This is a genomic window from Pseudomonas sp. BF-R-01 (assembly GCF_019946615.1).
In the GTDB taxonomy this organism is placed as follows: Bacteria; Pseudomonadota; Gammaproteobacteria; order Pseudomonadales; family Pseudomonadaceae; genus Aquipseudomonas; species Aquipseudomonas migulae.
Genome location: NZ_JAGYFX010000036.1, coordinates 1 through 21,124, shown reverse-complemented (window position 1 = coordinate 21,124; position 21,124 = coordinate 1). Strand labels below are relative to the sequence as shown.

Below are 21,124 nucleotides of genomic sequence, written 5' to 3'. Positions count from 1 at the left end.
TAGAGATCGAGTAGTTGTTCTGAATCTGTCGAAGTAGGACAATTGCCGGCTTCACGTCACCATCAGCGACCTTGAATGGCCTTCCTTGCACTCGGTATTAACCACAAGACTGCTTCAGTAGACGTCCGCGAGCGCGTGGCCTTTACCCCTGAGCAGCTGGTGGAGGCCTTGCAGCAGCTCTGCCGACTCACCGACAGCCGCGAAGCTGCGATCCTCTCCACCTGCAATCGCAGTGAACTCTATATAGAACAGGATCACCTTTCGGCGGACATCGTGCTGCGCTGGCTGGCCGATTATCACCATCTGAGCCTCGACGAGCTGCGCGCGAGCGCTTATGTGCACGAAGATGATGCGGCAGTTCGTCACATGATGCGGGTCGCCTCCGGGCTCGATTCGCTGGTGCTGGGCGAACCGCAGATCCTCGGCCAGATGAAATCCTGCTACGCCGTGGCCCGCGAGGCCGGCACCATCGGTCCGCTGCTCGGGCGTTTGTTCCAGGCCACGTTCAATGCGGCCAAACAAGTGCGCACCGACACCGCCATCGGCGAGAATCCGGTGTCCGTGGCGTTTGCCGCAGTCAGCCTGGCGAAACAGATTTTCAGCGACCTGCAACGCAGCCAGGCCTTGCTGATCGGCGCCGGCGAGACCATCACCCTGGTCGCCCGCCATCTGCACGAGCTGGGGGTAAAACGCATCGTCGTCGCCAACCGCACCCTGGAGCGCGCAAGCATTCTGGCCGAGCAGTTTGGCGCCCATGCCGTGTTGCTCTCGGACATTCCGGCCGAACTGGTGCGCAGCGACATCGTCATCAGTTCCACCGCCAGCCAGTTGCCGATCCTCGGTAAAGGTGCGGTGGAAAGTGCCTTGAAACTGCGCAAGCACAAACCGATCTTCATGGTGGACATCGCCGTCCCGCGCGATATCGAGCCTGAAGTCGGCGAGTTGGACGACGTTTACCTTTATAGCGTCGACGATCTCCACGAAGTGGTCGCCGAAAACCTCAAGAGCCGTCAAGGCGCTGCGCAAGCGGCGGAAGAGATGGTTTCGGTCGGCGCCGAAGATTTCATGATCCGTCTGCGCGAACTGGCAGCGGTGGATGTACTCAAGGCCTATCGCCAACAAAGCGAGCGCCTGCGTGACGAAGAATTGCAGAAGGCCCAACGCATGCTGGCCAACGGCAGCAGCGCCGAAGACGTGCTGGTGCAACTGGCGCGTGGCTTGACCAACAAACTCTTGCACGCCCCGAGCGTGCAGTTGAAAAAGCTCTCAGCCGAAGGTCGCCTCGACGCACTGGCCATGGCCCAGGAACTCTTTGCCCTCGGTGAGGGCTCATCGGATAGCTTTTCGGATAAAAAACCGCAATGAAAGCGTCACTGCTCAATAAGCTGGACATCCTCCAGGACCGTTTCGAGGAATTGACCGCCTTGCTTGGCGACGGCGAGGTCATTTCCGACCAGACCAAATTCCGCGCCTATTCCAAGGAATACGCGGAAGTCGAGCCGATTGTCGACGCCTATAAACAGTTGCTCAAAGTACAGAGCGACCTCGAAGGCGCCCAGGCACTGCTCAAGGACAACGACCCGGACATGCGTGAAATGGCCGTGGAAGAAGTCCGCGAAGCCAAAGAGCAATTGATCGAGATCGAAGCCAGCCTGCAACGCATGCTGCTGCCCAAGGACCCGAACGACGGGCGCAACGTGTTCCTTGAAATCCGCGCCGGCACTGGCGGTGACGAGGCGGCGATCTTCTCCGGCGACCTGTTCCGCATGTATTCGCGTTACGCCGAGCGTCGCGGCTGGCGTGTGGAAATCCTCTCGGAAAACGAGGGCGAGCATGGCGGCTATAAAGAAGTCATCGCCCGCGTCGAAGGCGACAACGTCTACGGCAAGCTGAAATTCGAATCCGGCGCGCACCGCGTGCAACGGGTTCCGGCCACTGAATCCCAAGGGCGTATCCACACTTCGGCGTGCACCGTGGCGGTATTGCCCGAGCCGGATGAGCAGGAAGCGATCGAGATCAATCCGGCGGACCTGCGGATCGATACCTACCGTTCTTCCGGTGCCGGTGGCCAGCACGTCAACAAGACGGACTCGGCGATCCGCATCACGCACTTGCCGTCCGGTATCGTCGTCGAGTGCCAGGAAGAACGTTCCCAGCACAAGAACCGCGCCCGGGCGATGTCCTGGCTGTCGGCCAAGCTCAATGATCAGCAGACCAGCGCAGCGGCGAATGCCATCGCCAGCGAGCGTAAGTTGCTGGTCGGTTCGGGTGATCGCTCCGAGCGCATCCGCACCTATAACTTTGCCCAGGGCCGGGTCACCGACCACCGGGTCAACCTGACGCTGTATTCCCTCGACGAAATTCTCGCGGGCGGTGTCGATGCGGTGATCGAACCGTTGCTGGCCGAATACCAGGCCGACCAATTGGCAGCGATAGGTGACTAAATGACGATCATTGCCAGTTTGTTGCGCGCCGCTGATTTACCCGACTCGCCGACGGCGCGTCTTGATGCCGAATTGCTGCTGGCGGCGGCGTTGGGCAAGTCCCGCAGTTTTCTGCACACCTGGCCGGAGCGCATCGTTCCGAGCGACGCCGCGCTGAAGTTTGCCGAGTACCTGCAACGCCGTCGTGGCGGTGAGCCGGTGGCTTACATTCTGGGCCAGCAAGGTTTCTGGAAGCTGGATCTGGAAGTTGCACCGCACACCTTGATCCCGCGCCCGGACACCGAATTGCTGGTGGAAGCCGCGCTGGAATTGTTGCCCGCCACGCCCGCGAAGGTCCTCGATCTCGGCACCGGCAGCGGCGCCATTGCGTTGGCCCTGGCCAGCGAGCGTCCGGCGTGGAGCGTCACCGCTGTGGATCGTGTACTCGAAGCCGTGGCTTTGGCCGAGCGCAATCGTCAGCGTTTGCACCTGAACAACGCCACCGTGCTGAGCAGTCATTGGTTCAGCGCCCTGGAAGGTCAGCGTTTTCAACTGATCATCAGCAACCCGCCGTACATTGCATCCGCCGATCCGCATCTGGTGGAAGGCGATGTGCGCTTCGAACCGGCCAGTGCCTTGGTGGCTGGAGTCGACGGGCTCGACGATCTGCGTTTGATCGTCGCCCAGGCCCCGGATTATCTGGAGGCGGGCGGCTGGCTGATGCTCGAACACGGTTATGATCAAGCCGAAGCCGTGCGCGATTTGTTGCAGACTCGCGGCTTTGAAGAAGTCCACAGCCGCACCGATCTGGGCGGTCACCAACGGATCAGCCTGGGGCGCCTGCCGTGCTGAATGATCAGGAATTGTTGCGCTACAGTCGGCAGATTCTGTTGCAGCACGTCGACATCGACGGCCAGTTGCGATTGAAAGAAAGCCGCGTGTTGATCATCGGTCTCGGCGGCCTCGGTTCGCCGGTTGCGTTGTACCTCGCCGCCGCGGGCGTCGGCGAGCTGCATCTGGCGGACTTCGACACCGTCGACCTGACCAACCTGCAACGCCAGATCATTCACGACACCGACAGCGTCGGCCAGACCAAGGTCGATTCGGCGATCCGCCGCCTGAGCGCGATCAACCCCGAGATCAAGCTGGTCGCCCATCGTGCCGCGCTGGACGAAGATTCCCTGGCCGCTGTGGTGGCCACAGTGGACCTGGTCCTCGACTGTTCCGACAATTTTTCCACCCGCGAAGCGGTCAACGCTGCGTGCGTGGCGGCTGGCAAGCCGTTGGTCAGCGGCGCGGCGATTCGTCTTGAAGGGCAATTGTCGGTGTTCGACCCGCGCCGTCCGGACAGTCCGTGCTACCACTGTTTATACGGGCACGGCAGCGAAGCTGAATTGACGTGCAGTGAAGCGGGCGTCGTCGGTCCTTTGGTGGGACTGGTCGGCAGCCTTCAGGCGCTGGAAGCCATGAAACTGTTGGCCGGTTTCGGCGAACCGCTGGTAGGGCGCCTGTTGTTGATCGATGCCTTGGGTTCGCGCTTCCGTGAATTGCGCGTCAAGCGTGATCCGGGCTGCAGCGTCTGTGGGCCGAAACATGCGTGAAGCGCCCATTGGCGTGTTCGACTCCGGGGTCGGTGGGCTGTCGGTGCTGGCCGAGGTCCAGCGTTTGCTGCCCAACGAGTCTCTGCTGTACGTCGCCGATTGCGGCAATATTCCTTACGGCGAGAAAACCCCGGAATTCATTCGCCATCGTTGCAGCGTGATGGCCGAATTTTTTCAGCAGCAAGGCGCCAAGGCCCTGGTGCTGGCCTGCAACACGGCGACGGTGGCCGGTGTTGCCGATTTGCGGCGCGACTTCCCCGAGTGGCCCATCGTCGGCATGGAGCCTGCGGTCAAACCGGCCGCCGCCGCGACCCGCAGCGGCGTGGTCGGTGTCCTCGCCACCACCGGCACCTTGCAGAGCGCCAAGTTCGCTGCGTTGCTCGACCGTTTCGCCACCGATGTGCAGGTGATCACTCAGCCGTGCCCAGGGCTTGTGGAGCTGATTGAAAACGGCGATCTGCACAGTCCCGCCCTGCGTGAGTTGCTGGCCCGCTATGTCGGGCCGCTGCTCGCCGCAGGCTGCGACACGATAATTCTCGGCTGCACGCATTACCCCTTCCTAAAGCCGTTGCTTAAGCAGATGATCCCCGAGGACATCAGCCTGATCGATACCGGCGCCGCCGTCGCGCGACAACTTCAGCGGCTGTTGGCCGAGCGTGAATTGCTGGCTGAAGGTCCAGCTCGCGCAGCGCAATTCTGGACGAGTGCCGATCCGGAACATTTCAGAAATATCTTGCCGATACTGTGGAATACCGCTGGCGTTGTGCAAAGCTTCAATAGGTAGTTTGGGGAAACGGGTAATTGGGGTGAACTTCTGATTAAACGTCGGCTTCTATTGCGGTAAGCAACAAAAAAACCATACGAAATCGTACGGAAAAGGATGTTTCTATGAAGCGACTATTCTGCTTGGCCGCGATTGCGGCCGCATTGATGGGGCAAAGTTTTACCGCACAGGCGGCAGGTGTGGAGTTCGGGGTCGGCCAGACCAGCGATTCGACCATGACCTATCGATTGGGCATGCAATTCGATTGGGACAAGAGCTGGTTGCAAAGTGACGTCGGTCGTTTGACCGGTTACTGGAGTGGTGCCTACACCTATTGGGAAGGCGACAAGACTTCCAGCAACCACAGCCTGTCTTTCTCGCCGGTGTTTGTTTATGAGTTTGCCGGTCAGAACGTCAAACCTTATCTAGAGCTCGGGGTTGGCGTGGCGGCGTTCTCGAATACCGAACTTGAAGGCAACGAACTGGGCAGCGCCTTTCAGTTCGAAGACCGTTTTGGCTTCGGTCTGCGTTTTGCGGGCGGGCATGAAGTCGGGATTCGTGCGACGCACTATTCCAATGCGGGGCTCAGCAGCCCGAACGATGGTGTAGAAAGTTACGCGCTGCACTACACGATGCCGTTGTAAGACTAAAAGCGGTCCCTTGTAGGAGCTGGCTTGCCAGCGATGGTGGGTCAGCTACGGTGATGTCGACTGACACACCATCGCCGGCAAGCCGGCTCCTACAGGGAGCGGGGTGTTTTCAAGATCATCGATACGCTGTGCTAATCCCCTGGCGCTCTTCGATGCACTCCGGTGCGCCCATCTCGAACTCCCGGCAGATCAGCGGGCGTTTTTCGTAGATCGTGCACATCATCGTGTTGCGATCCAGCGCAGCGCACCAGCCGTCGTCCAGGCGCAGCATGACTTCCCCGCCCCAATCATCGGTATCGATAAAACGTTCGGGCACGCCCGTGTCGGTGATCAGCATCACTTCGAGCTGGCAGCAGCAGGCCGCGCAGGTCGAGCACGTGACCGCAGGCTCGGTGATTTGCGTGTGGGGAATGGTTTTCATGGCACGCAGTGTAAGTCAGTCGGTCGGTGCTGTGTGAAAGGCCGGACGGACGCTCAGTCGTGGGTGTCGGACGACGCCAGGCGCCGGGCCATGAAATGCAGCGTGGGAAACAGCAGCGCCCAGAGTAATCCGATGCCGATCAGCGTCGGTAATTGGCCGTAAGGGAATTGCACCCCGGCCAGTTGTCCTCCCGCGTAATACGACAACGGCCCACCCACGGCGCCCAGCAAGCAGCCCAGCCACCAGGGCGTTGCGCTCCATTGCAGGCAATGGCGCAACGTCGTGGCCAGCAACGCCCACAACAGCATCAGCCATAGGGGAATCAGCGGTGCGACATCGTTGAACTCGAACACCCCCAGCCAGCGCAATGAGCTGTCGACGGTCGTGCCCAGCAGCACAACGCTGAGAATCAGCCGGCCTTCGTCCGCCCAACGACTTATCCACAGCAGATGAATCACCAAAGCGCCCAGCGCCACCAATAACCACAGACTGTTGCCGCCGATCACGCAGGCAAGCCAGCCGAGCTGGAACAGCACGGCGTTGGCCAGGCGTTCAAGCATCAAAACGGCCGAGCAGCGGCGCGGTGATCGCCGAAGGTTTGGCCAGCAGCAACTGTGCGGTGCCGATGGTGCGCTCCAGGAAACCACCTTCGCAGTAGCACAGGTAAAACTCCCACAGCCGCAGGAAATAATCGTCGTAGCCCAATTCGCTCAGGCGGCCTTGGGCGCGGCGAAAATTCTCATGCCACAGGCGCAAGGTTCGCGCGTAGTGCAGGCCGAAATCCTCCATGTGCAGCAGGTTCATGTCGGTGTCGCGGCTGACGATCTCGAGCATTTTCTGCACGCAGGGCAGGGCGCCGCCGGGGAAGATGTAGCGCTGAATGAAATCGACACTGCCCTTGGCCTGCTCGTAGCGCTGTTCGCGGATGGTGATCGCCTGCAACAGCATCAAACCATTGCTCTTGAGCAAGTGCGCGCACTGCTTGAAGTAGGTCGGCAGAAAGCGATGGCCCACGGCTTCGATCATCTCGATCGACACCAGCTTGTCGTACTGCCCGGTGAGGTCGCGGTAATCCTTGAGCAACAACGTGACCTGATCTTGCAACCCGAGGGTTTCGATCCGTTGCGCGGTAAACGCGTACTGCTCCCTGGACAGCGTGGTGGTGGTGACTTTGCAGCCATAATTCTGCGCCGCGTACAGCGCCATGCTGCCCCAACCGGTGCCGATTTCCAGCAGGTGATCGCTGGGTTTGAGGTCGAGTTTCTGGCAGATCCGCTCCAGTTTGTTCAGCTGCGCCTGTTCCAGACTGTCCTCGGGACTTAGAAATTGTGCGGCCGAATACATCATGGTCGGGTCTAGAAACTGTTCGAACAGGTCGTTGCCCAGGTCATAGTGAGCAGCGATGTTTTTCTGCGAACCCTTGCGTGTATTGCGATTGAGCCAGTGCAGGCCTTGAACGAAGGGCCGGCCGAGTTTCGCCAGGCCACCTTCCAGCGAATCAAGTACTTCAAGGTTACTGACGAACACGCGAACCACCGCCGTCAGGTCCGGCGAGCTCCAGTAACCGTGGATAAATGCCTCGCCCGCGCCGATCGAACCGTTACTCGCCACCAACCCCCACGCCGCTGCGTCGAGGATGTGGATTTCCCCCTGCAAATGACTGCCAGCGGTGCCGAACACCTGCCGCTCGCCATCCTCGATCACCACCAGTTGTCCGTGCTTGAGGTGCGCCAGTTGCCGCAGCACACCGCGACGCAGCAACGTCCCGGTCAAGCCGTTAGTGCTGAGTAGAGTGGCTTTGGCCGAGACGCTAGAGGATTTCATGGCGGCGATCCTTGGGCGGAACGGTGGCGGTTTGAAAGCTGCCGTCGGCAGCTTGATGAGCAAATATCGGCGCGCGTTTGAACAGCAGGCGCAGGGCTTGCCAATAAATCGCCAGGCAGGTTTTTGCGGTCATCCACGGAAAGCGCCGCAGGTACCGGTGCAGGCTGGCGCGACTCAGGGCTTCGCGTTTCAGGTTGAGCGTGGCGTCGAACAGCTTCAGTTCGCCCTGCCAGTCGGCCATGTGCACGCCGAGTTTTTTCGCGACCGGGCTGAAGCTCATACGGTGTTCGAGATCGCGTGGCAGAAACGGCGACACATGAAAGGCCTTGGCCACGGCGAAATGCTGATGGAAATCGCGCAGGTCATCCGGTGTCCTGGCCGGCAACACGTAGTGATAACGCTCGCGCCACGGGGTATTGGTGACTTCGGCAACGATTGCCGCCAGTTGGCCGTCGGCTTCGTAACAATAAAAAAAGCTCACCGGGTTGAACGCCAGGCCCCAACTGCGAGGCTGGGTCAGCAGGCAGACCGAACCTTGTGGCGCATGACCAATGGCCTGGCGGACCTGTTCGCGCACCGCATCGATCAGGCGCATGCCATTGCCGGTGAAGGCTTTGAGGTAGTCGCTTTCGCGAAACGAAAACGGCGAGAAACGGCGGTTGCCCGACAGCGGCGATAACCCGAGTACGGCGTCCTGTTCATCGAGATCGAGGTACAGCAGGCCGATCCGGTAACGGAATTCATGGCGCCTTGGGGCAAACCGCCGATGGGCGATCCAGCCGCTGTAGAGCGCGCTGTTCACAGCACTTCCCCGAACGAGCGGGCCACGCGCAACGCGCTGACCACGCCATCTTCATGGAAACCGTTTGCCCAGTAGGCGCCGCAATAAAAGCTGTGTTGCGCGCCGTTCAATTCTTCCCAGCGCTCCTGCGCCGCCACCGCCGCCAGGCTGTATTGAGGATGGGCGTAGGTGAATCGGCCGAGCACCATGGCCGGGCTGATGCCGGCGCTCTGGTTGAGGCTGACGCAAAACGTGGTGTCGCTCTGGATGCCTTGCAGGATGTTCATGTCGTAGGTGACCGCAGCCAGCGTATGGCCGGCGCCACCGAGGCGGTAATTCCAGCTGGCCCGGGCGAGTGTGCGCGACGGCAGCAGGCGCGTGTCGGTGTGCAGCACCACTTCGTTGTCGGCGTAGGGCAGGGCACCGAGGATCGACTGTTCGGCATCGCTCGGTTTGGCCAGCAGTTTCAGCGCCTGATCGCTGTGGCAGGCGAACACCACTTTGTCGAAGCGTTCGCTGCCGGCGCGGCTGTGGATCACGACGCCATCGGCATCGCGCTCGACCTGCATCACGGGGCAGTTGAGGCGGATCTTCCGGTTAAAGGTTGCGGTCAACGGTGCGATGTAAGCACTCGATCCGCCCTCGATCACACGCCATTGCGGGCGATTGTTGACCGACAGCAAACCGTGATTCTTGAAAAACCGCACAAAGAATTGCAGCGGAAAATTCAGCATTTCGGCCATCGGCATCGACCAGATCGCCGCGCCCATCGGCACGATGTAATGCAGGATGAACCGCTCGCCGTAACCGCCGGCCTTGAGGTATTCGTCGAGCGTGGTGTGCGCCGCGATCCGGCCCTCGGACAGGTCGAGCCGGGCGCGTTTGTTGAAGCGCACAATGTCGCGCAGCATGCCCCAGAACCCCGGCGACAGCAGGTTGCGGCGCTGGGCGAACAGGCTGTTGAGGTTGTTGCCGTTGTACTCCAGGCCGCTGTCCGGATCGGTGACCGAAAAACTCATCTCGGTCGCTTTGAAACCCACGCCGATCTGACCCAGCAAGCGAATGAAGTTCGGGTAGGTCCAGTCGTTGAACACGATGAAGCCGGTGTCCACGGCATGACGCTCGCCATCGACCTTCACGTCCACGGTGTGGGTGTGGCCGCCGACCCGGTCATCGGCCTCGAACAGGGTGATCTCGTGGCGGCGATTCAGCAGGTAAGCACTGGTCAGCCCCGAGATGCCGCTGCCGATGATGGCGATGTTCACGGCACGTCCTTGATCGGCGGACTGCTGCGGACCATGCGTTTGCCGATGGCGAGCTTCACCCGGTTGGGCATTTTCGACAGTGGCCAGAGCGCCGCCATGAACAGCGCCGGGAACGCGATCTCCAGTGGCCGATGCTTCAGTTTTTCGAAGATGTGCCGCGCCGCTTTGCCCACCGGCCAACTGAGCGGCATCGGGAAATCGTTCTTCGCCGTCAGCGGAGTCTCGACGAACCCCGGGCTGACTACGGTGACTTCGATGCCTTCGGGCGCCAGGTCAATGCGCAACGATTCGAACAGATAACGCAGCCCGGCCTTCGACGCGCCATACGCCTCCGCCCGTGGCAGCGGCAGGTAAGTCACCGAACTGGCGACGCCCACCAGATGCGGCGCAAGGCCTTTGCGCAACAGCGGTAGGGCGGCTTCGATGCAGTAACTGCTGGCCAGCAGATTGGTGCGCACCACGTGCTCGACGAGCGACGAATCGAACTGCTGAACGTCGACGTATTCGCAGGTGCCAGCATTGAGAATCACCGTATCCAGCGAGCCCCAGTCTTGCGCGATCTGCTCGCCGATTTCGCGTACGGTCTGGCTGTTGGTCAGGTCACCCGCCACCACCAGCACTTGCCCGGGATAGCGTTGCGACAAGACTTTCATCGGCGCCAGCGAACGTGAACTGACCGCCAGATGGGCGCCGGTTTTCAGAATCTCCTCGGCCAGCGCGGCGCCAATGCCACTGCTGGCGCCAGTCAGCCAATATCGTCGTGGAGGTGTAAGGCTCATCCCATTCTCCTTTTCAACCAGGCAATTGCCCGGCCCAATACGGGTACATGTTCGTAAAGCAGCGCCCCGGCATCGAAGTAATCCCGGTGGCGATAAACCTTGTCACGCCAGAGCAGGTGCGAGCAGCCGTCCACCCGAATCAAGCGCCCGCCGGCCAGGTGTGGATGGCGGTAGCTCATGACCCAGCGCAGATAACCTTCGCCGTCGCCGATCTGGTCGAAGCCGTGAAAATCGAAACGCAGCTCGCTGACGTTGGCGTAGAGCTCGCTGAAATAACTGCGCAAATGCGCGAGGCCCTGTACTTCGTGCAGCGGATCGGTGAAGTGCACGTCGTCGGCGTACAGCTCATTCAGGCGCTGCAGGTTGTCTTTGTTCAGCTCGGCAAACTGCCAGGCGAAGCGGCGCAGGAAATCACTCATAACCGCCTCCCGCGTTCTGTCGCGACGGCAGGTTTTTGAACGCCGTCAGCGCGCGTGTACGGGATGTACTTAGATTGACGATCGGCGACGGATAACCTGCCACGCCAAACAACCCGCCGAGGTTCGCCGGGTTGTGCACGTCTTTCTTGTTCAGCCCGGCCAGCTCCGGCAACCAGTGCTTGATGAACAGGCCTTCGCTGTCGAATTTTTCCGATTGGCTGAGCGGGTTGAAAATCCGGAAATAGGGCGCCGAATCGGTGCCGGTGGATGAGCTCCATTGCCAGCCACCGTTATTCGCCGCGAGATCGCCATCGATCAGGTGCCGCATGAAAAAACGTTCGCCTTCACGCCAGTCGATCAGCAGGTTTTTGGTGAGGAACATCGCCACCACCATGCGCAAACGGTTGTGCATCCAGCCGGTTTCAAGCAGTTGGCGCATCGCCGCGTCGATGATCGGCAGACCGGTTCGCGCTTCTTGCCAGGCTGCCAGTTCGTCGGGGGAATCGCGCCAGGCCAGGGCTTCGGTTTCCGGGCGGAAGGCGCGGTGACGGGAGACGCGCGGGTAGCCCACCAGAATGTGTTTGTAGAACTCGCGCCACAGCAATTCGTTGATCCAGGTGACGGCGCCGACTTTGCCGCTTTCGAACTCGCCCTGATTGCTTTGCAGGGCGGCATGCAAGCACTGGCGCGGGGAAATGACGCCGGCCGCCAGGTAAGCCGAGAGCTGACTGGTGCCGGGTTTGGCCGGGAAGTCACGCTCACTTTTGTAGTAGTCGATCTGCGCATCGGCGAAGGTGTCCAGACGGCGTCGGGCTTCGGCTTCACCGGCGGGCCAGAGCGCGCGCAAGGTGTCGCTGGGCGTGTCGAAGCCTGCAACGCTTGAAGGGATTTCATCGCTGTTGATGTTCAGCTTCGTTTGCACCGCTGGCGCCCTGACGAGACTCGGCAATGAATGGTGCAGACGGTCGTAGCAGACTTTGCGGAACTGACTGAAGACCTGGAAATCGGTGCCGGTCTTGGTCAGCACGGTGCCGGGGCTGAACAGCAACTGATCGAGGTAGCTATAAAAGTCGACGCCTTTGGTTTTCAGTGCGTCGGCCACCGCCGCATCACGACGGCTTTCGTGAATGCCGTATTCCTCGTTGACGTGCACCGCGTCGATCTTCAATTGCTGGCACAGGTCGAGCAGAACCTTCGGCGCTTCATCCCAGCGAGAGGCCGTGCGAATCAGCAACGGGATGTTCAACTCGCCGAGTGCGTGGCTCAGTTCACGGAGGTTGCGCAGCCAGAAATCCACTTTGCACGGCGCGTCGTCATGCTCGCGCCATTGTTCCGGGCTCAACAGGTACACCGCCACGCTTGGTCCCCGGGAAGCGGCGGCCGAGAGAGCTGTGTTGTCATGTAGACGCAAGTCGCTGCGCAGCCAGATCAATTGCATGGTGGTGTCCGTACGATTCATTTAAATAAGCCCGCGCTGTACCAGGTCCTGATGCGCCGATAACGGATCTTCGGCCAGGAACAATTCAGCAATCTCTGTGGTTTTTACGGACAACTCGGCGTGGTGGATGCATACCGTTGGTCCGGCAATCATTTTTGGGCAACTGACACCGTTGAAAAGTTTCGGTAGCTGCGCAAGGTTCATGGCTTTGCTGCAATACAGCAGTACGCCACGGGCTTGCAGGTGATCGACCGCCAGTGCGAGCTCACCCGCCGGCAACGGCCAGTCGAACACTTCCACCGGGCAATCGGCGCTGCTGATCAACCACGCGGTGAGCCACAGATGCGGTTCCAGCGGCAGGTCGGAGTGATTGATCAACAGCAGCGGTGCGGTGCGCAGTTGACGGTTGTTATGGTAGATGCGCGCGCCGAATTTGCTGCGTAACCAGGAGTGAAAAAACACTCGCTCCATCTGCGAGCCAAACTGGCCTTGCCAGCGTTGTTCAAGTTCGGCCAGCAACGGCATCAACAGTTGTTCGCACAAAGTCCGCGGCGGGTACAACGCGATCGCCTGGTTGACGGTGTCATCGAGGGTGCGTTCGTTGAGCCGAGTGACTGCTTGCAGCAGCGTGTTGCACAGCACCTTCCAATCGTTTTCGACCGATTCGCCAAAGGCTTGCGGGGTGTCGAGCAGTTGCTTGACCTGGCTGACGGCCACGCCGCGATTGAGCCAGGTGAGGATTGTCAGGATGCGTTGTACGTGTTCGGCGCTGAACAGCCGATGCCCTTTGGGCGTGCGTTGCGGCACGATCAAACCGTAACGCCGTTCCCAGGCGCGCAAGGTGACGGCGTTGACGCCGGTCTGCCGGGCCACTTCACGAATTGGCAGCCAGCCTTCATCGAGGGCTTTCTTGAAGTCGGCGCCGAGGTCTTCGCGGGCACTGGTGTCGAGTGGGATTTTCATCAGATCGCGTTTCGCAGGCTGAGGTTTTCCGGGTGCGGTTGCAGGTAAACCTGTTGCGCAATGTACGGATCCGGGTGTTGGCGAAAGTGATGCTTGAGCAGCGTCAGCGGCACCACCAACGGCACGATGCCGTGGCGGTACTGGCCGATGACGTGTTGCACTTCCTGTTTGTCTTCAGCGGTGATGACCTGCTTGAGGTAACCACTGATGTGTTGCAGGACGTTGGTGTGGGTGCGGCGCGTGGCGCACTTTTTCAAGGCCGCCATCAGTTCGCTGAAATAACGTGGGCCGAGTTCTTTCGGGTCGATCTGGCCCATGTTGCCCAGCAGATTGCCCAGGGTTTTGTACTGCACCGGGTTGTGGGCCATCAGCAGGTATTTGTAGCGCGAGTGAAATTCGGTCAAGCCGCGACGAGTCAGGCCTGCTTGCAGCAACTGTTGCCAGGCGCTGTAGGCGAACACGCGGGTGAGAAAGTTTTCCCGCAGCACCGGGTCGTTGAGCCGGCCGTCTTCTTCCACCGGCAGGTCCGGGTGCAGCGCACAGAAAGCCTGGGCATAGATACCACGGCCACCGCCGTCTACCGGTGCACCGTTGGCGTGGTAGACCTTGACCCTATCCAGTCCACACGACGGGGATTTCTGCATGAAGATGTAGCCGCAGACATCGTCCAGCTCGGCGGCCATCTTCCGGGCGTAATCGGCCAGCGGCCGGGTGACATTCAGTTCGGGGTGAACAGTGCCGATGGCTTCGGGGCGTTCAGCGTCACCGACCAGTCGAATGGGCTGGCGAGGAATGCCCAGGCCGATGGCGACTTCCGGGCACACCGGGACGAAATCGAAATACTCGGTGAGGGTGCGGCTGCACAGCCGCGATTCCTTGTGCCCGCCATTGAAACGCACCTCGGCGCCCATCAGGCAGGCGCTGATGGCGATTTTCGGTTTCGCGCTGGCGTGGGGCATCGGAGCACCTCGAATCCAAACCTGTACAGGATTTAATTTCTGTACAACATGTGTTTCATCATAGATTCAAAGGTGTACAAGTCAAATTGTTTGTATAAGTATTTGGCGTGTTGTAGGCGCCGGCTTGCCGGCGATCAACGATGACGCGGTATTCCTGAATGATCGCGGCGTTTGGATCGCCAGCAAGCTGGCTCCTACAGGGATCTAGTTCCAGCCCAGTAACCAGGCGTCGCTGTTTTTCAGGGTTTGCCAGCTCAGGCGTTGATTGCGCTTGGTCAGCACTGCCTGCAATTCGACGTCCAGCACCGTGCCTTCCTCGTCGCGGAACAGCTCGATGACCAGAAAATGTTTTTCGCGGTTTTGCGGGTGGGCTGCTGTCCATTTCGACAGCAGCAATTTGCTCGGGTTGATGCGGTTCACTGCAGGTGTTCGTGCAGGCGGCGGGCGGCTTCCTGACCGCTGAGCCAGGCACCTTCGACACGACCGGACAGGCACCAGTCGCCACACGCGTAAAGACCCAGGTCGGCATCGGCCAGCGTGCCCCATTCATGGCTGCTGGCGGGACGGGCGTAGAGCCAGCGGTGCGCGAGGCTGAAGCTCGGCGCAGGCATGGCGCTGTGGAGCAGTTCGGCGAACGCGCCGTGCAGTTGCTCGATCACGGCTTCCTTGGACAGGTCGATATGTTGCCGGCTCCAGGTGCTGGTCGCGTGCAATACCCAGGTGTCCTTGGTGTTGTCGCGCCCCGGTTTGCTGCGGTTGCGCGCCAGCCAGTCGAGTGGGCTGTCCTGCACGAAGCAGCCTTCCATGGGTGTATCCAGCGGAGTATCGAAGGCCAGTGCGACGGCCCAGGTCGGGTCCATTTTGACCCCGGCGGCGGCGCCTGCGAGTTTCGGCGCGGAGGCCAGCAAGGCGGTCGCTTGCGGTGCTGGCGTGGCGACGATCACGTGACTGAACGGGCCATGAGTGAACCCTTCGGCATCCTGCAGATGCCAGTGTTCTTCACCGCGATAGACCTCGGTAATGCGGCAGGCAAAATGCACTTCCAGATCGCCAATCAGGCCACGGGTGATGGCGCTCATGCGTGGCGTGCCGACCCAGCGCGTCTGCTCGTCCGGCGACAGGTTGAGCTGGCCACCGTGGTAGGTATAAAGCTGCGGCGCCCATTCGGCGACCCAGCCTTTGGCTTGCCAACGCTGGACTTCAGTGACAAAGCGGCGATCACGTGCAGTGAAATATTGCGCGCCCATGTCCAGCGCACCCGCATCGCTGCGCTTGCTCGACATGCGCCCGCCACTGCCGCGGCTTTTATCGAAAAGTTGAACGACATGCCCTGCGTCCGTAAGGGCCTGGGCGGCTGAGAGTCCGGCAATGCCGGTGCCGATGATTGCGATAGGTACAGTCATAGGGGCCTCGTTTACCTTTCTGTACAGACTACGCCGTGGTTGAAACCTGTACAATATTGTTTTTCGGTATAACTTTTAGCGTTCTCGTTCTGACAGCTTGGCCTATTGTTAAACACAGACCCTGCCCGATATCAAAGATCCCTGCTTATAAAAATAGACTAGTGATCAGGGTAAAACGCCACGCGAGGAAGAAGTCATGCACATATTGCTGACCGGCGGTACTGGTTTGATAGGACGTCAGCTCTGCCGCCACTGGTTGAGTCAGGGACATCGTCTGACCGTCTGGAGCCGGACACCGGCCAAAGTCGCGAAAGTCTGTGGCGCCCAGGTGCGCGCGGTGGCCCGACTCGAGGACCTCGGTCAGGAACCGGTGGATGCGATTATCAACCTCGCGGGTGCGCCGATTGCCGACCGGCTCTGGACTCACCGACGTAAAGCCTTGCTTTGGAGCAGCCGCATCACCCTGACGGAAACCTTGCTGGCGTGGCTCGAAAGCCGCGAGCAGAAACCGCAGGTGTTGATTTCGGGCTCTGCCATTGGCTGGTATGGCGACGGGGGCGAACGGGAGTTGACTGAACATTCCCCTCCGGTGATCGATGATTTTGCCAGTCAGTTGTGCATTGCCTGGGAAGAAACCGCTCAGCGTGCCGAAGCCTTGGGCATTCGCGTGATCTTCGTTCGCACCGGCTTGGTGCTGTCGGCCGAGGGCGGCTTTTTGTCGCGGCTGTTGCTGCCGTTCAAACTGGGGCTGGGCGGGCCTTTGGGCACTGGTCGGCAGTGGATGCCGTGGATCCATATCAATGATCAAATCGCCCTGATTGATTTTCTTCTGCATCAGAAAAACGCCAGCGGTCCTTATAATGCCTGCGCGCCCAAACCGGTGCGCAATCGCGAATTTGCCAAGACGCTGGGCAGCGTGCTGCATCGCCCGGCGTTCATGCCCATGCCGGCCCTGGCCTTGAAGGTGGGCCTGGGCGAGTTGTCATTGCTGTTGCTGGGTGGCCAGAAGGCTGTCCCGGCGCGCTTGCTGGAAGCGGGCTTCACCTTCCAGTTCACTGACCTGCGTGCGGCTCTGGACGACTTGTCCAGCCGCCTCTGAAATAGGACGTTGCATGACCGATCACGCGTTGCTTCTGGTCAACCTGGGTTCACCTGCCTCCACCTCGGTGGCGGATGTGCGCAGCTACCTCAATCAATTTCTGATGGACCCGTATGTGATCGACCTGCCATGGCCGGTGCGCCGTTTGCTGGTCTCGCTGATTCTGATCAGACGCCCGGAGCAGTCGGCCCATGCCTACGCCTCGATCTGGTGGGAGGAGGGCTCGCCACTGGTGGTGCTCAGCCGCCGCTTGCAACAGGCCATGAGTGCACAGTGGAGCCACGGGCCGGTGGAGCTGGCGATGCGTTATGGCGAGCCGTCGATTGAGTCGAAACTGCTGCAACTCGCCGCCCAGGGCCACAAGCGAATTACCCTCGCGCCGCTTTATCCGCAGTTCGCCGACAGCACCGTGACCACGGTGATCGAGGAAGCCAAGCGGGTGGTGAGCGAGCACAAACTCAATGTGCAGTTCTCGATACTCGAGCCGTTCTACGATCAGCCGGAATACATCGATGCCCTGGTGGCCAGCGCCAAACCGCATCTGGAGCAGGATTTCGATCATCTGTTGCTGAGCTTCCATGGCTTGCCGGAGCGGCATCTGAAGAAGCTCAATCCGGGGCACAGTTTCGAAGGTGGCGGCGATTGCTGCGCCGGTGCGCCACCGGAAGTCGTCGCGACCTGTTACCGCGGCCAGTGCCTGCGCACCGCAAAGGAATTTGCCAAACGCATGGGCCTGCCGGACGGCAAATGGTCGGTGTCGTTTCAGTCGCGGCTGGGGCGGGCGAAATGGATCGAACCCTACACCGAAGCGCGCCTGGATGAGTTGGCGGGAATGGGCGTCAGGAAGGTGCTGGTGATGTGCCCGGCGTTCGTTGCCGATTGCATCGAGACGCTGGAAGAAATCGGTGATCGCGGGAAAGAACAGTTCCGCGAAGCGGGGGGGGAGGAGTTGGTGCTGGTGCCGTGCCTCAACGATGATCCGCAGTGGGCGAAGGCGTTGAACGCATTGTGCGAAAGAGCGCCGCTGGCGCTTTAAAAGCATCGCCGGCAAGCCGGCTCCTACAGGATTCGTGTTGATCACGCGACCTGTGTAGGAGCCGGCTTGCCGGCGATAGCGTCCTGAACCGCGACAAAAATCTACGGTTTACAACAAAGGCTCATCCGCCTTCTTGTGCTTCCAGCTGTCATTCCCCGGCAGCAACAGGTTCAGCGCAATCGCCACCACCGCGCACAGCGCGATGCCTTTGAGGCCGAAGTCGTCCGGGCCGGTGCCGGTGCCGACCAGCACGCCGCCAATCCCGAACACCAGCGTTACCGAAACGATCACCAGGTTGCGCGCCTCGCCCAGGTCGATCTTGTGGCGAATCAGCGTGTTCATCCCCACCGCCGCAATCGAACCGAACAACAGGCACAGAATCCCGCCCATCACCGGCACCGGAATGCTTTGCAGCAACGCGCCGAACTTGCCGATGAACGCCAGGCTGATGGCGAAGATCGCCGCCCAGGTCATGATTTTCGGGTTGTAGTTCTTGGTCAGCATCACCGCGCCGGTCACTTCGGCGTACGTGGTGTTGGGCGGGCCGCCGAACAGGCCGGCAGCGGTGGTGGCAATGCCGTCGCCAAGCAGCGTGCGGTGCAGGCCTGGCTTCTTCAGGTAGTCACGGCCGGTCACGCTGCCCACGGCGATCACGCCGCCGATATGTTCGATGGCCGGGGCCAATGCCACCGGAACGATGAACAGAATCGCCTGCCAGTTGAATTCCGGCGCAGTAAAGTTCGGGATCGCGAACCAGGGTGCAGCGGCAATCTTCGCGGTATCAACCACGCCGAAATAGAACGCCATCGCAAAACCGACCAGCACGCCGGAGATGATCGGTACCAGGCGGAAAATGCCTTTGCCGAACACCGCGACGATCAGCGTGGTCAGCAGCGCGGGCATCGAGATCAGCATGGCTGTCTGGTAATGAATCAGCTCGGAGCCGTCGCCAGCCTTGCCCATCGCCATGTTGGCGGCGATTGGCGCCATGGCCAGGCCGATGGAAATGATCACCGGACCAATCACCACCGGTGGCAGCAAACGGTCGATGAAACCGGTGCCTTTGATCTTCACGGCGAGGCCGAGGAAGGTGTAGACAAAACCCGCCGCCATCACACCGCCCATGGTCGCCGCGAGGCCGAACTGGCCTTTGGCGAGAATGATCGGGGTGATGAAGGCGAAGCTCGACGCCAGGAACACCGGCACCTGACGCCCGGTGACGATCTGGAACAGAATCGTCCCCAAACCGGCGGTGAACAGCGCCACGTTCGGGTCGAGGCCGGTAATCAGCGGCATCAATACCAGCGCGCCAAAGGCCACGAACAGCATCTGCGCACCCGACAGCACCGTGCGCCAGAGCGGATCGTTGAACTCTTGCTGCATGCTCAAGCGTCCTTCTGCTTGGTGCCGAAGATCTTGTCGCCGGCATCGCCCAGGCCCGGGATGATGTAACCGTGTTCGTTGAGTTTCTCGTCAATGGAAGCGGTGTAGATGGTCACGTCCGGGTGAGCCTTCTCCACAGCGGCGATGCCTTCCGGCGCGGCGACCAGCACCATGGCGCGGATGTCGCGGCAACCGGCTTTTTTCAGCAGGTCGATGGTGGCAACCATGGAACTGCCGGTGGCGAGCATCGGGTCGATGATCATTGCCAGGCGTTCGTTGATTTCCGGAACCAGTTTTTCCAGATACGTGTGGGCTTGCAGCGTTTGTTCGTTGCGGGCCACGCCCACGGCGCTGACTTTGGCGCCCGGGATCAGGCTCAGCACGCCTTCGAGCATGCCGATGCCGGCGCGCAGGATCGGCACCACGGTAATTTTCTTGCCGGCGATTTTCTCGACCGACACGGTGCCGCACCAGCCTTCGATGTCGTAGGATTCCAGCGGCAGGTCTTTGGTGGCTTCATAGGTCAAAAGGGCACCGACTTCCTGAGCGAGCTCGCGGAAATTCTTGGTGCTGATGTCTGCGCGGCGCATCAGGCCGAGTTTGTGACGGATCAGCGGATGGCGGATCTCGAGGATGGGCATGGGAAAGGCTCCGGCGGCGGGCAAAAAAACCGGCCTAGATTAATCTATCCGAGGGTGTTGTCCTATAGACAATAGAGTACGTTAGTCCACAAACGCTTGATCTGGCCGTGCGGGATGCGTACCTTTGCCCGCTTTTCCTGAATGCCACCCCTTGGAGAGCGCCATGTCCGCTGATCTCGAGCATATCCGTCAAATCATGCGAGAGGCTGACTGCCTGTACACCGAAGCTGAAGTCGAGGCGGCCATCGCCCGCGTTGGTGCACATATCAATGAAGAACTGGCGGACAGCAACCCGGTGGTGTTCTGCGTGATGAACGGTGGCCTGATCTTCGCCGGCAAGCTGCTCACCCATCTGCAATTCCCGCTGGAAGCGTCCTACCTGCACGCCACCCGTTATCGCAACGAAACCAGCGGCGGCGACCTGTTCTGGAAAGCCAAGCCTGAAGTGTCGTTTATCGACCGTGACGTGCTGATCATCGACGACATCCTCGACGAAGGTCACACCCTGGGCGCGATCATCGACTTCTGCAAACACGCCGGCGCGCGCAAAGTGCACACCGCCGTGCTGATCGACAAGGACCACGACCGCAAGGCTCGTCCGGACCTGAAAGCCGATTTCGTCGGTTTGCCGTGCATCGACCGCTACATCTTCGGTTACGGCATGGACTACAAAGGCTACTGGCGTAACGCCAACGGGATTTTTGCCGTTAAAGGGATGTAAGCACATGGCCGCGCCGAGCTTTCTTGATCAAACCCTGTTCACTGAGTTGGCCGAGAAAGCAGCGGCCAATCCGCGTGGACGCCAGCACCACAACTTTCATCAGATGGAAGACGCTTGCCATCGCATGGCGGTGGGTTTGCAGCCGGGCACGTACATCCCGCCTCATCGGCATCTGGGGGAGAACAAGGCTGAAACCTTGCTGGTCCTCAAGGGACGGCTTGGCGTGTTGATCTTCGACGAGTCCGGCACGGTGGTGCGCAAGCAAGTGCTGCAGGCCGCTGGCGACTGCGTCGGCGTGGACCTGCCAACCGGTGTGTTTCATGGCCTGGTGGTGCTGGAAGCCGACAGCCTGATGTTCGAGTGCAAGGCCGGTCCTTATCGTCCTGTGGGCGAAGGTGAACTGGCTGATTGGGCGCCGCGTGAAGGCGAGCCGGGCGTGGCCGAGTATCAGGCCTGGATGCGCGCGCAGTTCGATTGATACCCGGCCCTTGTAGGAGCGTGGCTTGCCCGCGAAGGCGGTGTGTCAGTCCCTTAGTTATCGACTGACACACCGCC

The 21,124-nt window shown here is 60.5% G+C and carries 24 protein-coding genes; 10 read left to right on the top strand and 14 right to left on the bottom strand.

The genetic code is table 11. The features are described from left to right. Positions 1 to 75: 75 nt before the first annotated feature. From hemA to KGB27_RS15380, 6 genes are all read left to right on the top strand, one after another. The gene (gene hemA, locus KGB27_RS15405; RefSeq protein ID WP_008025854.1) at positions 76 to 1,365 is read left to right on the top strand and encodes a glutamyl-tRNA reductase; all 1,290 of its coding nucleotides are present in this window, start codon (positions 76 to 78) and stop codon (positions 1,363 to 1,365) included. Beyond that, positions 1,362 to 2,444 (top strand): peptide chain release factor 1, encoded by a 1,083-nt coding sequence (gene prfA / locus KGB27_RS15400; protein ID WP_008025856.1) that lies wholly within the window; start codon positions 1,362 to 1,364, stop codon positions 2,442 to 2,444. The genes hemA and prfA overlap by 4 nt, the downstream gene beginning before the upstream one ends. Next, entirely contained in the window at positions 2,445 to 3,275 is an 831-nt protein-coding gene (gene prmC, locus KGB27_RS15395) for a peptide chain release factor N(5)-glutamine methyltransferase (protein ID WP_008037210.1), read from the top strand. Next, the gene (locus tag KGB27_RS15390) at positions 3,269 to 4,024 is read left to right on the top strand and encodes a molybdopterin-synthase adenylyltransferase MoeB (RefSeq protein WP_008025859.1); all 756 of its coding nucleotides are present in this window, start codon (positions 3,269 to 3,271) and stop codon (positions 4,022 to 4,024) included. Before prmC ends, KGB27_RS15390 begins: the two co-directional genes overlap by 7 nt. Then, positions 4,017 to 4,808 (top strand): glutamate racemase, encoded by a 792-nt coding sequence (gene murI, locus KGB27_RS15385; protein WP_008025861.1) that lies wholly within the window; start codon positions 4,017 to 4,019, stop codon positions 4,806 to 4,808. The genes KGB27_RS15390 and murI overlap by 8 nt, the downstream gene beginning before the upstream one ends. A gap of 104 nt (positions 4,809 to 4,912) precedes the next feature. Next, positions 4,913 to 5,431 carry an acyloxyacyl hydrolase gene (locus KGB27_RS15380; RefSeq protein ID WP_192419158.1) on the top strand — a complete coding sequence of 173 codons (519 nt, stop codon included), beginning with the start codon at positions 4,913 to 4,915 and terminating at the stop codon, positions 5,429 to 5,431. 121 nt (positions 5,432 to 5,552) lie between these two features. Here the strand turns inward: KGB27_RS15380 and KGB27_RS15375 are convergent, their stop codons facing one another. The 12 genes from KGB27_RS15375 to KGB27_RS15320 all read right to left on the bottom strand — a co-directional run bounded on the left by KGB27_RS15375 (position 5,553) and on the right by KGB27_RS15320 (position 15,689). Continuing rightward, on the bottom strand, positions 5,553 to 5,858 hold the full coding sequence (locus KGB27_RS15375) for a YkgJ family cysteine cluster protein (protein ID WP_008025864.1): 306 nt from the start codon (positions 5,856 to 5,858) through the stop codon (positions 5,553 to 5,555). Between the two features lie 53 nt (positions 5,859 to 5,911). After that, positions 5,912 to 6,418, bottom strand: a complete 507-nt coding sequence (locus KGB27_RS15370) for a DUF2878 domain-containing protein (protein ID WP_008037214.1) — start codon at positions 6,416 to 6,418, stop codon at positions 5,912 to 5,914. Further along, positions 6,411 to 7,682, bottom strand: a complete 1,272-nt coding sequence (locus tag KGB27_RS15365) for an SAM-dependent methyltransferase (protein WP_008025867.1) — start codon at positions 7,680 to 7,682, stop codon at positions 6,411 to 6,413. The genes KGB27_RS15370 and KGB27_RS15365 overlap by 8 nt, the downstream gene beginning before the upstream one ends. Beyond that, positions 7,669 to 8,484, bottom strand: coding sequence for a DUF1365 domain-containing protein (locus tag KGB27_RS15360; protein ID WP_223436747.1), 816 nt, complete (start codon positions 8,482 to 8,484; stop codon positions 7,669 to 7,671). The genes KGB27_RS15365 and KGB27_RS15360 overlap by 14 nt, the downstream gene beginning before the upstream one ends. Further along, entirely contained in the window at positions 8,481 to 9,728 is a 1,248-nt protein-coding gene (locus tag KGB27_RS15355) for an NAD(P)/FAD-dependent oxidoreductase (protein ID WP_223555180.1), read from the bottom strand. Before KGB27_RS15355 ends, KGB27_RS15360 begins: the two co-directional genes overlap by 4 nt. Then, a complete protein-coding gene (locus tag KGB27_RS15350) occupies positions 9,725 to 10,507 on the bottom strand; it encodes an SDR family NAD(P)-dependent oxidoreductase (RefSeq protein WP_192228947.1) in 783 nt (260 codons plus the stop codon). Before KGB27_RS15350 ends, KGB27_RS15355 begins: the two co-directional genes overlap by 4 nt. After that, the gene (locus KGB27_RS15345; protein WP_223555178.1) at positions 10,504 to 10,926 is read right to left on the bottom strand and encodes a nuclear transport factor 2 family protein; all 423 of its coding nucleotides are present in this window, start codon (positions 10,924 to 10,926) and stop codon (positions 10,504 to 10,506) included. The genes KGB27_RS15350 and KGB27_RS15345 overlap by 4 nt, the downstream gene beginning before the upstream one ends. Further along, the gene (gene phrB, locus KGB27_RS15340) at positions 10,919 to 12,364 is read right to left on the bottom strand and encodes a deoxyribodipyrimidine photo-lyase (RefSeq protein WP_223555197.1); all 1,446 of its coding nucleotides are present in this window, start codon (positions 12,362 to 12,364) and stop codon (positions 10,919 to 10,921) included. Before phrB ends, KGB27_RS15345 begins: the two co-directional genes overlap by 8 nt. Before the next feature lie 21 nt (positions 12,365 to 12,385). Then, positions 12,386 to 13,327, bottom strand: a complete 942-nt coding sequence (locus tag KGB27_RS15335; protein WP_223555176.1) for a MerR family transcriptional regulator — start codon at positions 13,325 to 13,327, stop codon at positions 12,386 to 12,388. Then, entirely contained in the window at positions 13,327 to 14,286 is a 960-nt protein-coding gene (locus KGB27_RS15330; protein ID WP_223436757.1) for a YbgA family protein, read from the bottom strand. The genes KGB27_RS15335 and KGB27_RS15330 overlap by 1 nt, the downstream gene beginning before the upstream one ends. 204 nt (positions 14,287 to 14,490) lie before the next feature. Then, on the bottom strand, positions 14,491 to 14,706 hold the full coding sequence (locus KGB27_RS15325; protein ID WP_223555173.1) for a TIGR02450 family Trp-rich protein: 216 nt from the start codon (positions 14,704 to 14,706) through the stop codon (positions 14,491 to 14,493). Then, a complete protein-coding gene (locus KGB27_RS15320; RefSeq protein WP_008037229.1) occupies positions 14,703 to 15,689 on the bottom strand; it encodes an NAD(P)/FAD-dependent oxidoreductase in 987 nt (328 codons plus the stop codon). The genes KGB27_RS15325 and KGB27_RS15320 overlap by 4 nt, the downstream gene beginning before the upstream one ends. Positions 15,690 to 15,885: 196 nt before the next feature. Between KGB27_RS15320 and KGB27_RS15315 the strand changes: the two genes are divergently transcribed. Both KGB27_RS15315 and hemH read left to right on the top strand, forming a co-directional pair. Further along, positions 15,886 to 16,788 (top strand): TIGR01777 family oxidoreductase, encoded by a 903-nt coding sequence (locus tag KGB27_RS15315; RefSeq protein WP_223555171.1) that lies wholly within the window; start codon positions 15,886 to 15,888, stop codon positions 16,786 to 16,788. A gap of 13 nt (positions 16,789 to 16,801) precedes the next feature. Beyond that, positions 16,802 to 17,824 carry a ferrochelatase gene (gene hemH / locus KGB27_RS15310; protein WP_192419187.1) on the top strand — a complete coding sequence of 341 codons (1,023 nt, stop codon included), beginning with the start codon at positions 16,802 to 16,804 and terminating at the stop codon, positions 17,822 to 17,824. Between the two features lie 108 nt (positions 17,825 to 17,932). Here the strand turns inward: hemH and KGB27_RS15305 are convergent, their stop codons facing one another. Together KGB27_RS15305 and upp are read right to left on the bottom strand one after the other, a co-directional pair. After that, positions 17,933 to 19,207: a uracil-xanthine permease family protein gene (locus tag KGB27_RS15305; protein WP_008025891.1), complete on the bottom strand. Its 1,275-nt coding sequence runs from the start codon at positions 19,205 to 19,207 to the stop codon at positions 17,933 to 17,935. A 2-nt stretch (positions 19,208 to 19,209) separates the two neighbouring features. Then, positions 19,210 to 19,848, bottom strand: coding sequence for a uracil phosphoribosyltransferase (upp, locus tag KGB27_RS15300; RefSeq protein ID WP_008025893.1), 639 nt, complete (start codon positions 19,846 to 19,848; stop codon positions 19,210 to 19,212). Between the two features lie 163 nt (positions 19,849 to 20,011). Between upp and KGB27_RS15295 the strand changes: the two genes are divergently transcribed. Further along, a complete protein-coding gene (locus KGB27_RS15295; protein ID WP_090180149.1) occupies positions 20,012 to 20,569 on the top strand; it encodes a hypoxanthine-guanine phosphoribosyltransferase in 558 nt (185 codons plus the stop codon). A gap of 4 nt (positions 20,570 to 20,573) precedes the next feature. Further along, a complete protein-coding gene (locus KGB27_RS15290) occupies positions 20,574 to 21,047 on the top strand; it encodes a WbuC family cupin fold metalloprotein (protein WP_223555170.1) in 474 nt (157 codons plus the stop codon). The last annotated feature ends 77 nt before the right edge of the window (positions 21,048 to 21,124 follow it).

Coding starts and splice junctions, on each gene's coding strand:
- KGB27_RS15365 (WP_008025867.1), bottom strand. CDS start 7,682: ATGAAATCCTCTAGCGTCTCGGCCAAAGCCACTCTACTCAGCACTAAC.
- upp (WP_008025893.1), bottom strand. CDS start 19,848: ATGCCCATCCTCGAGATCCGCCATCCGCTGATCCGTCACAAACTCGGC.
- KGB27_RS15305 (WP_008025891.1), bottom strand. CDS start 19,207: ATGCAGCAAGAGTTCAACGATCCGCTCTGGCGCACGGTGCTGTCGGGT.
- KGB27_RS15320 (WP_008037229.1), bottom strand. CDS start 15,689: ATGACTGTACCTATCGCAATCATCGGCACCGGCATTGCCGGACTCTCA.
- hemH (WP_192419187.1), top strand. CDS start 16,802: ATGACCGATCACGCGTTGCTTCTGGTCAACCTGGGTTCACCTGCCTCC.
- prfA (WP_008025856.1), top strand. CDS start 1,362: ATGAAAGCGTCACTGCTCAATAAGCTGGACATCCTCCAGGACCGTTTC.
- KGB27_RS15370 (WP_008037214.1), bottom strand. CDS start 6,418: ATGCTTGAACGCCTGGCCAACGCCGTGCTGTTCCAGCTCGGCTGGCTT.
- phrB (WP_223555197.1), bottom strand. CDS start 12,364: ATGCAATTGATCTGGCTGCGCAGCGACTTGCGTCTACATGACAACACA.
- KGB27_RS15345 (WP_223555178.1), bottom strand. CDS start 10,926: ATGAGTGATTTCCTGCGCCGCTTCGCCTGGCAGTTTGCCGAGCTGAAC.
- KGB27_RS15290 (WP_223555170.1), top strand. CDS start 20,574: ATGGCCGCGCCGAGCTTTCTTGATCAAACCCTGTTCACTGAGTTGGCC.
- murI (WP_008025861.1), top strand. CDS start 4,017: ATGCGTGAAGCGCCCATTGGCGTGTTCGACTCCGGGGTCGGTGGGCTG.
- prmC (WP_008037210.1), top strand. CDS start 2,445: ATGACGATCATTGCCAGTTTGTTGCGCGCCGCTGATTTACCCGACTCG.
- KGB27_RS15380 (WP_192419158.1), top strand. CDS start 4,913: ATGAAGCGACTATTCTGCTTGGCCGCGATTGCGGCCGCATTGATGGGG.
- KGB27_RS15330 (WP_223436757.1), bottom strand. CDS start 14,286: ATGCCCCACGCCAGCGCGAAACCGAAAATCGCCATCAGCGCCTGCCTG.
- KGB27_RS15375 (WP_008025864.1), bottom strand. CDS start 5,858: ATGAAAACCATTCCCCACACGCAAATCACCGAGCCTGCGGTCACGTGC.
- KGB27_RS15315 (WP_223555171.1), top strand. CDS start 15,886: ATGCACATATTGCTGACCGGCGGTACTGGTTTGATAGGACGTCAGCTC.
- KGB27_RS15295 (WP_090180149.1), top strand. CDS start 20,012: ATGTCCGCTGATCTCGAGCATATCCGTCAAATCATGCGAGAGGCTGAC.
- KGB27_RS15350 (WP_192228947.1), bottom strand. CDS start 10,507: ATGAGCCTTACACCTCCACGACGATATTGGCTGACTGGCGCCAGCAGT.
- hemA (WP_008025854.1), top strand. CDS start 76: ATGGCCTTCCTTGCACTCGGTATTAACCACAAGACTGCTTCAGTAGAC.
- KGB27_RS15335 (WP_223555176.1), bottom strand. CDS start 13,327: ATGAAAATCCCACTCGACACCAGTGCCCGCGAAGACCTCGGCGCCGAC.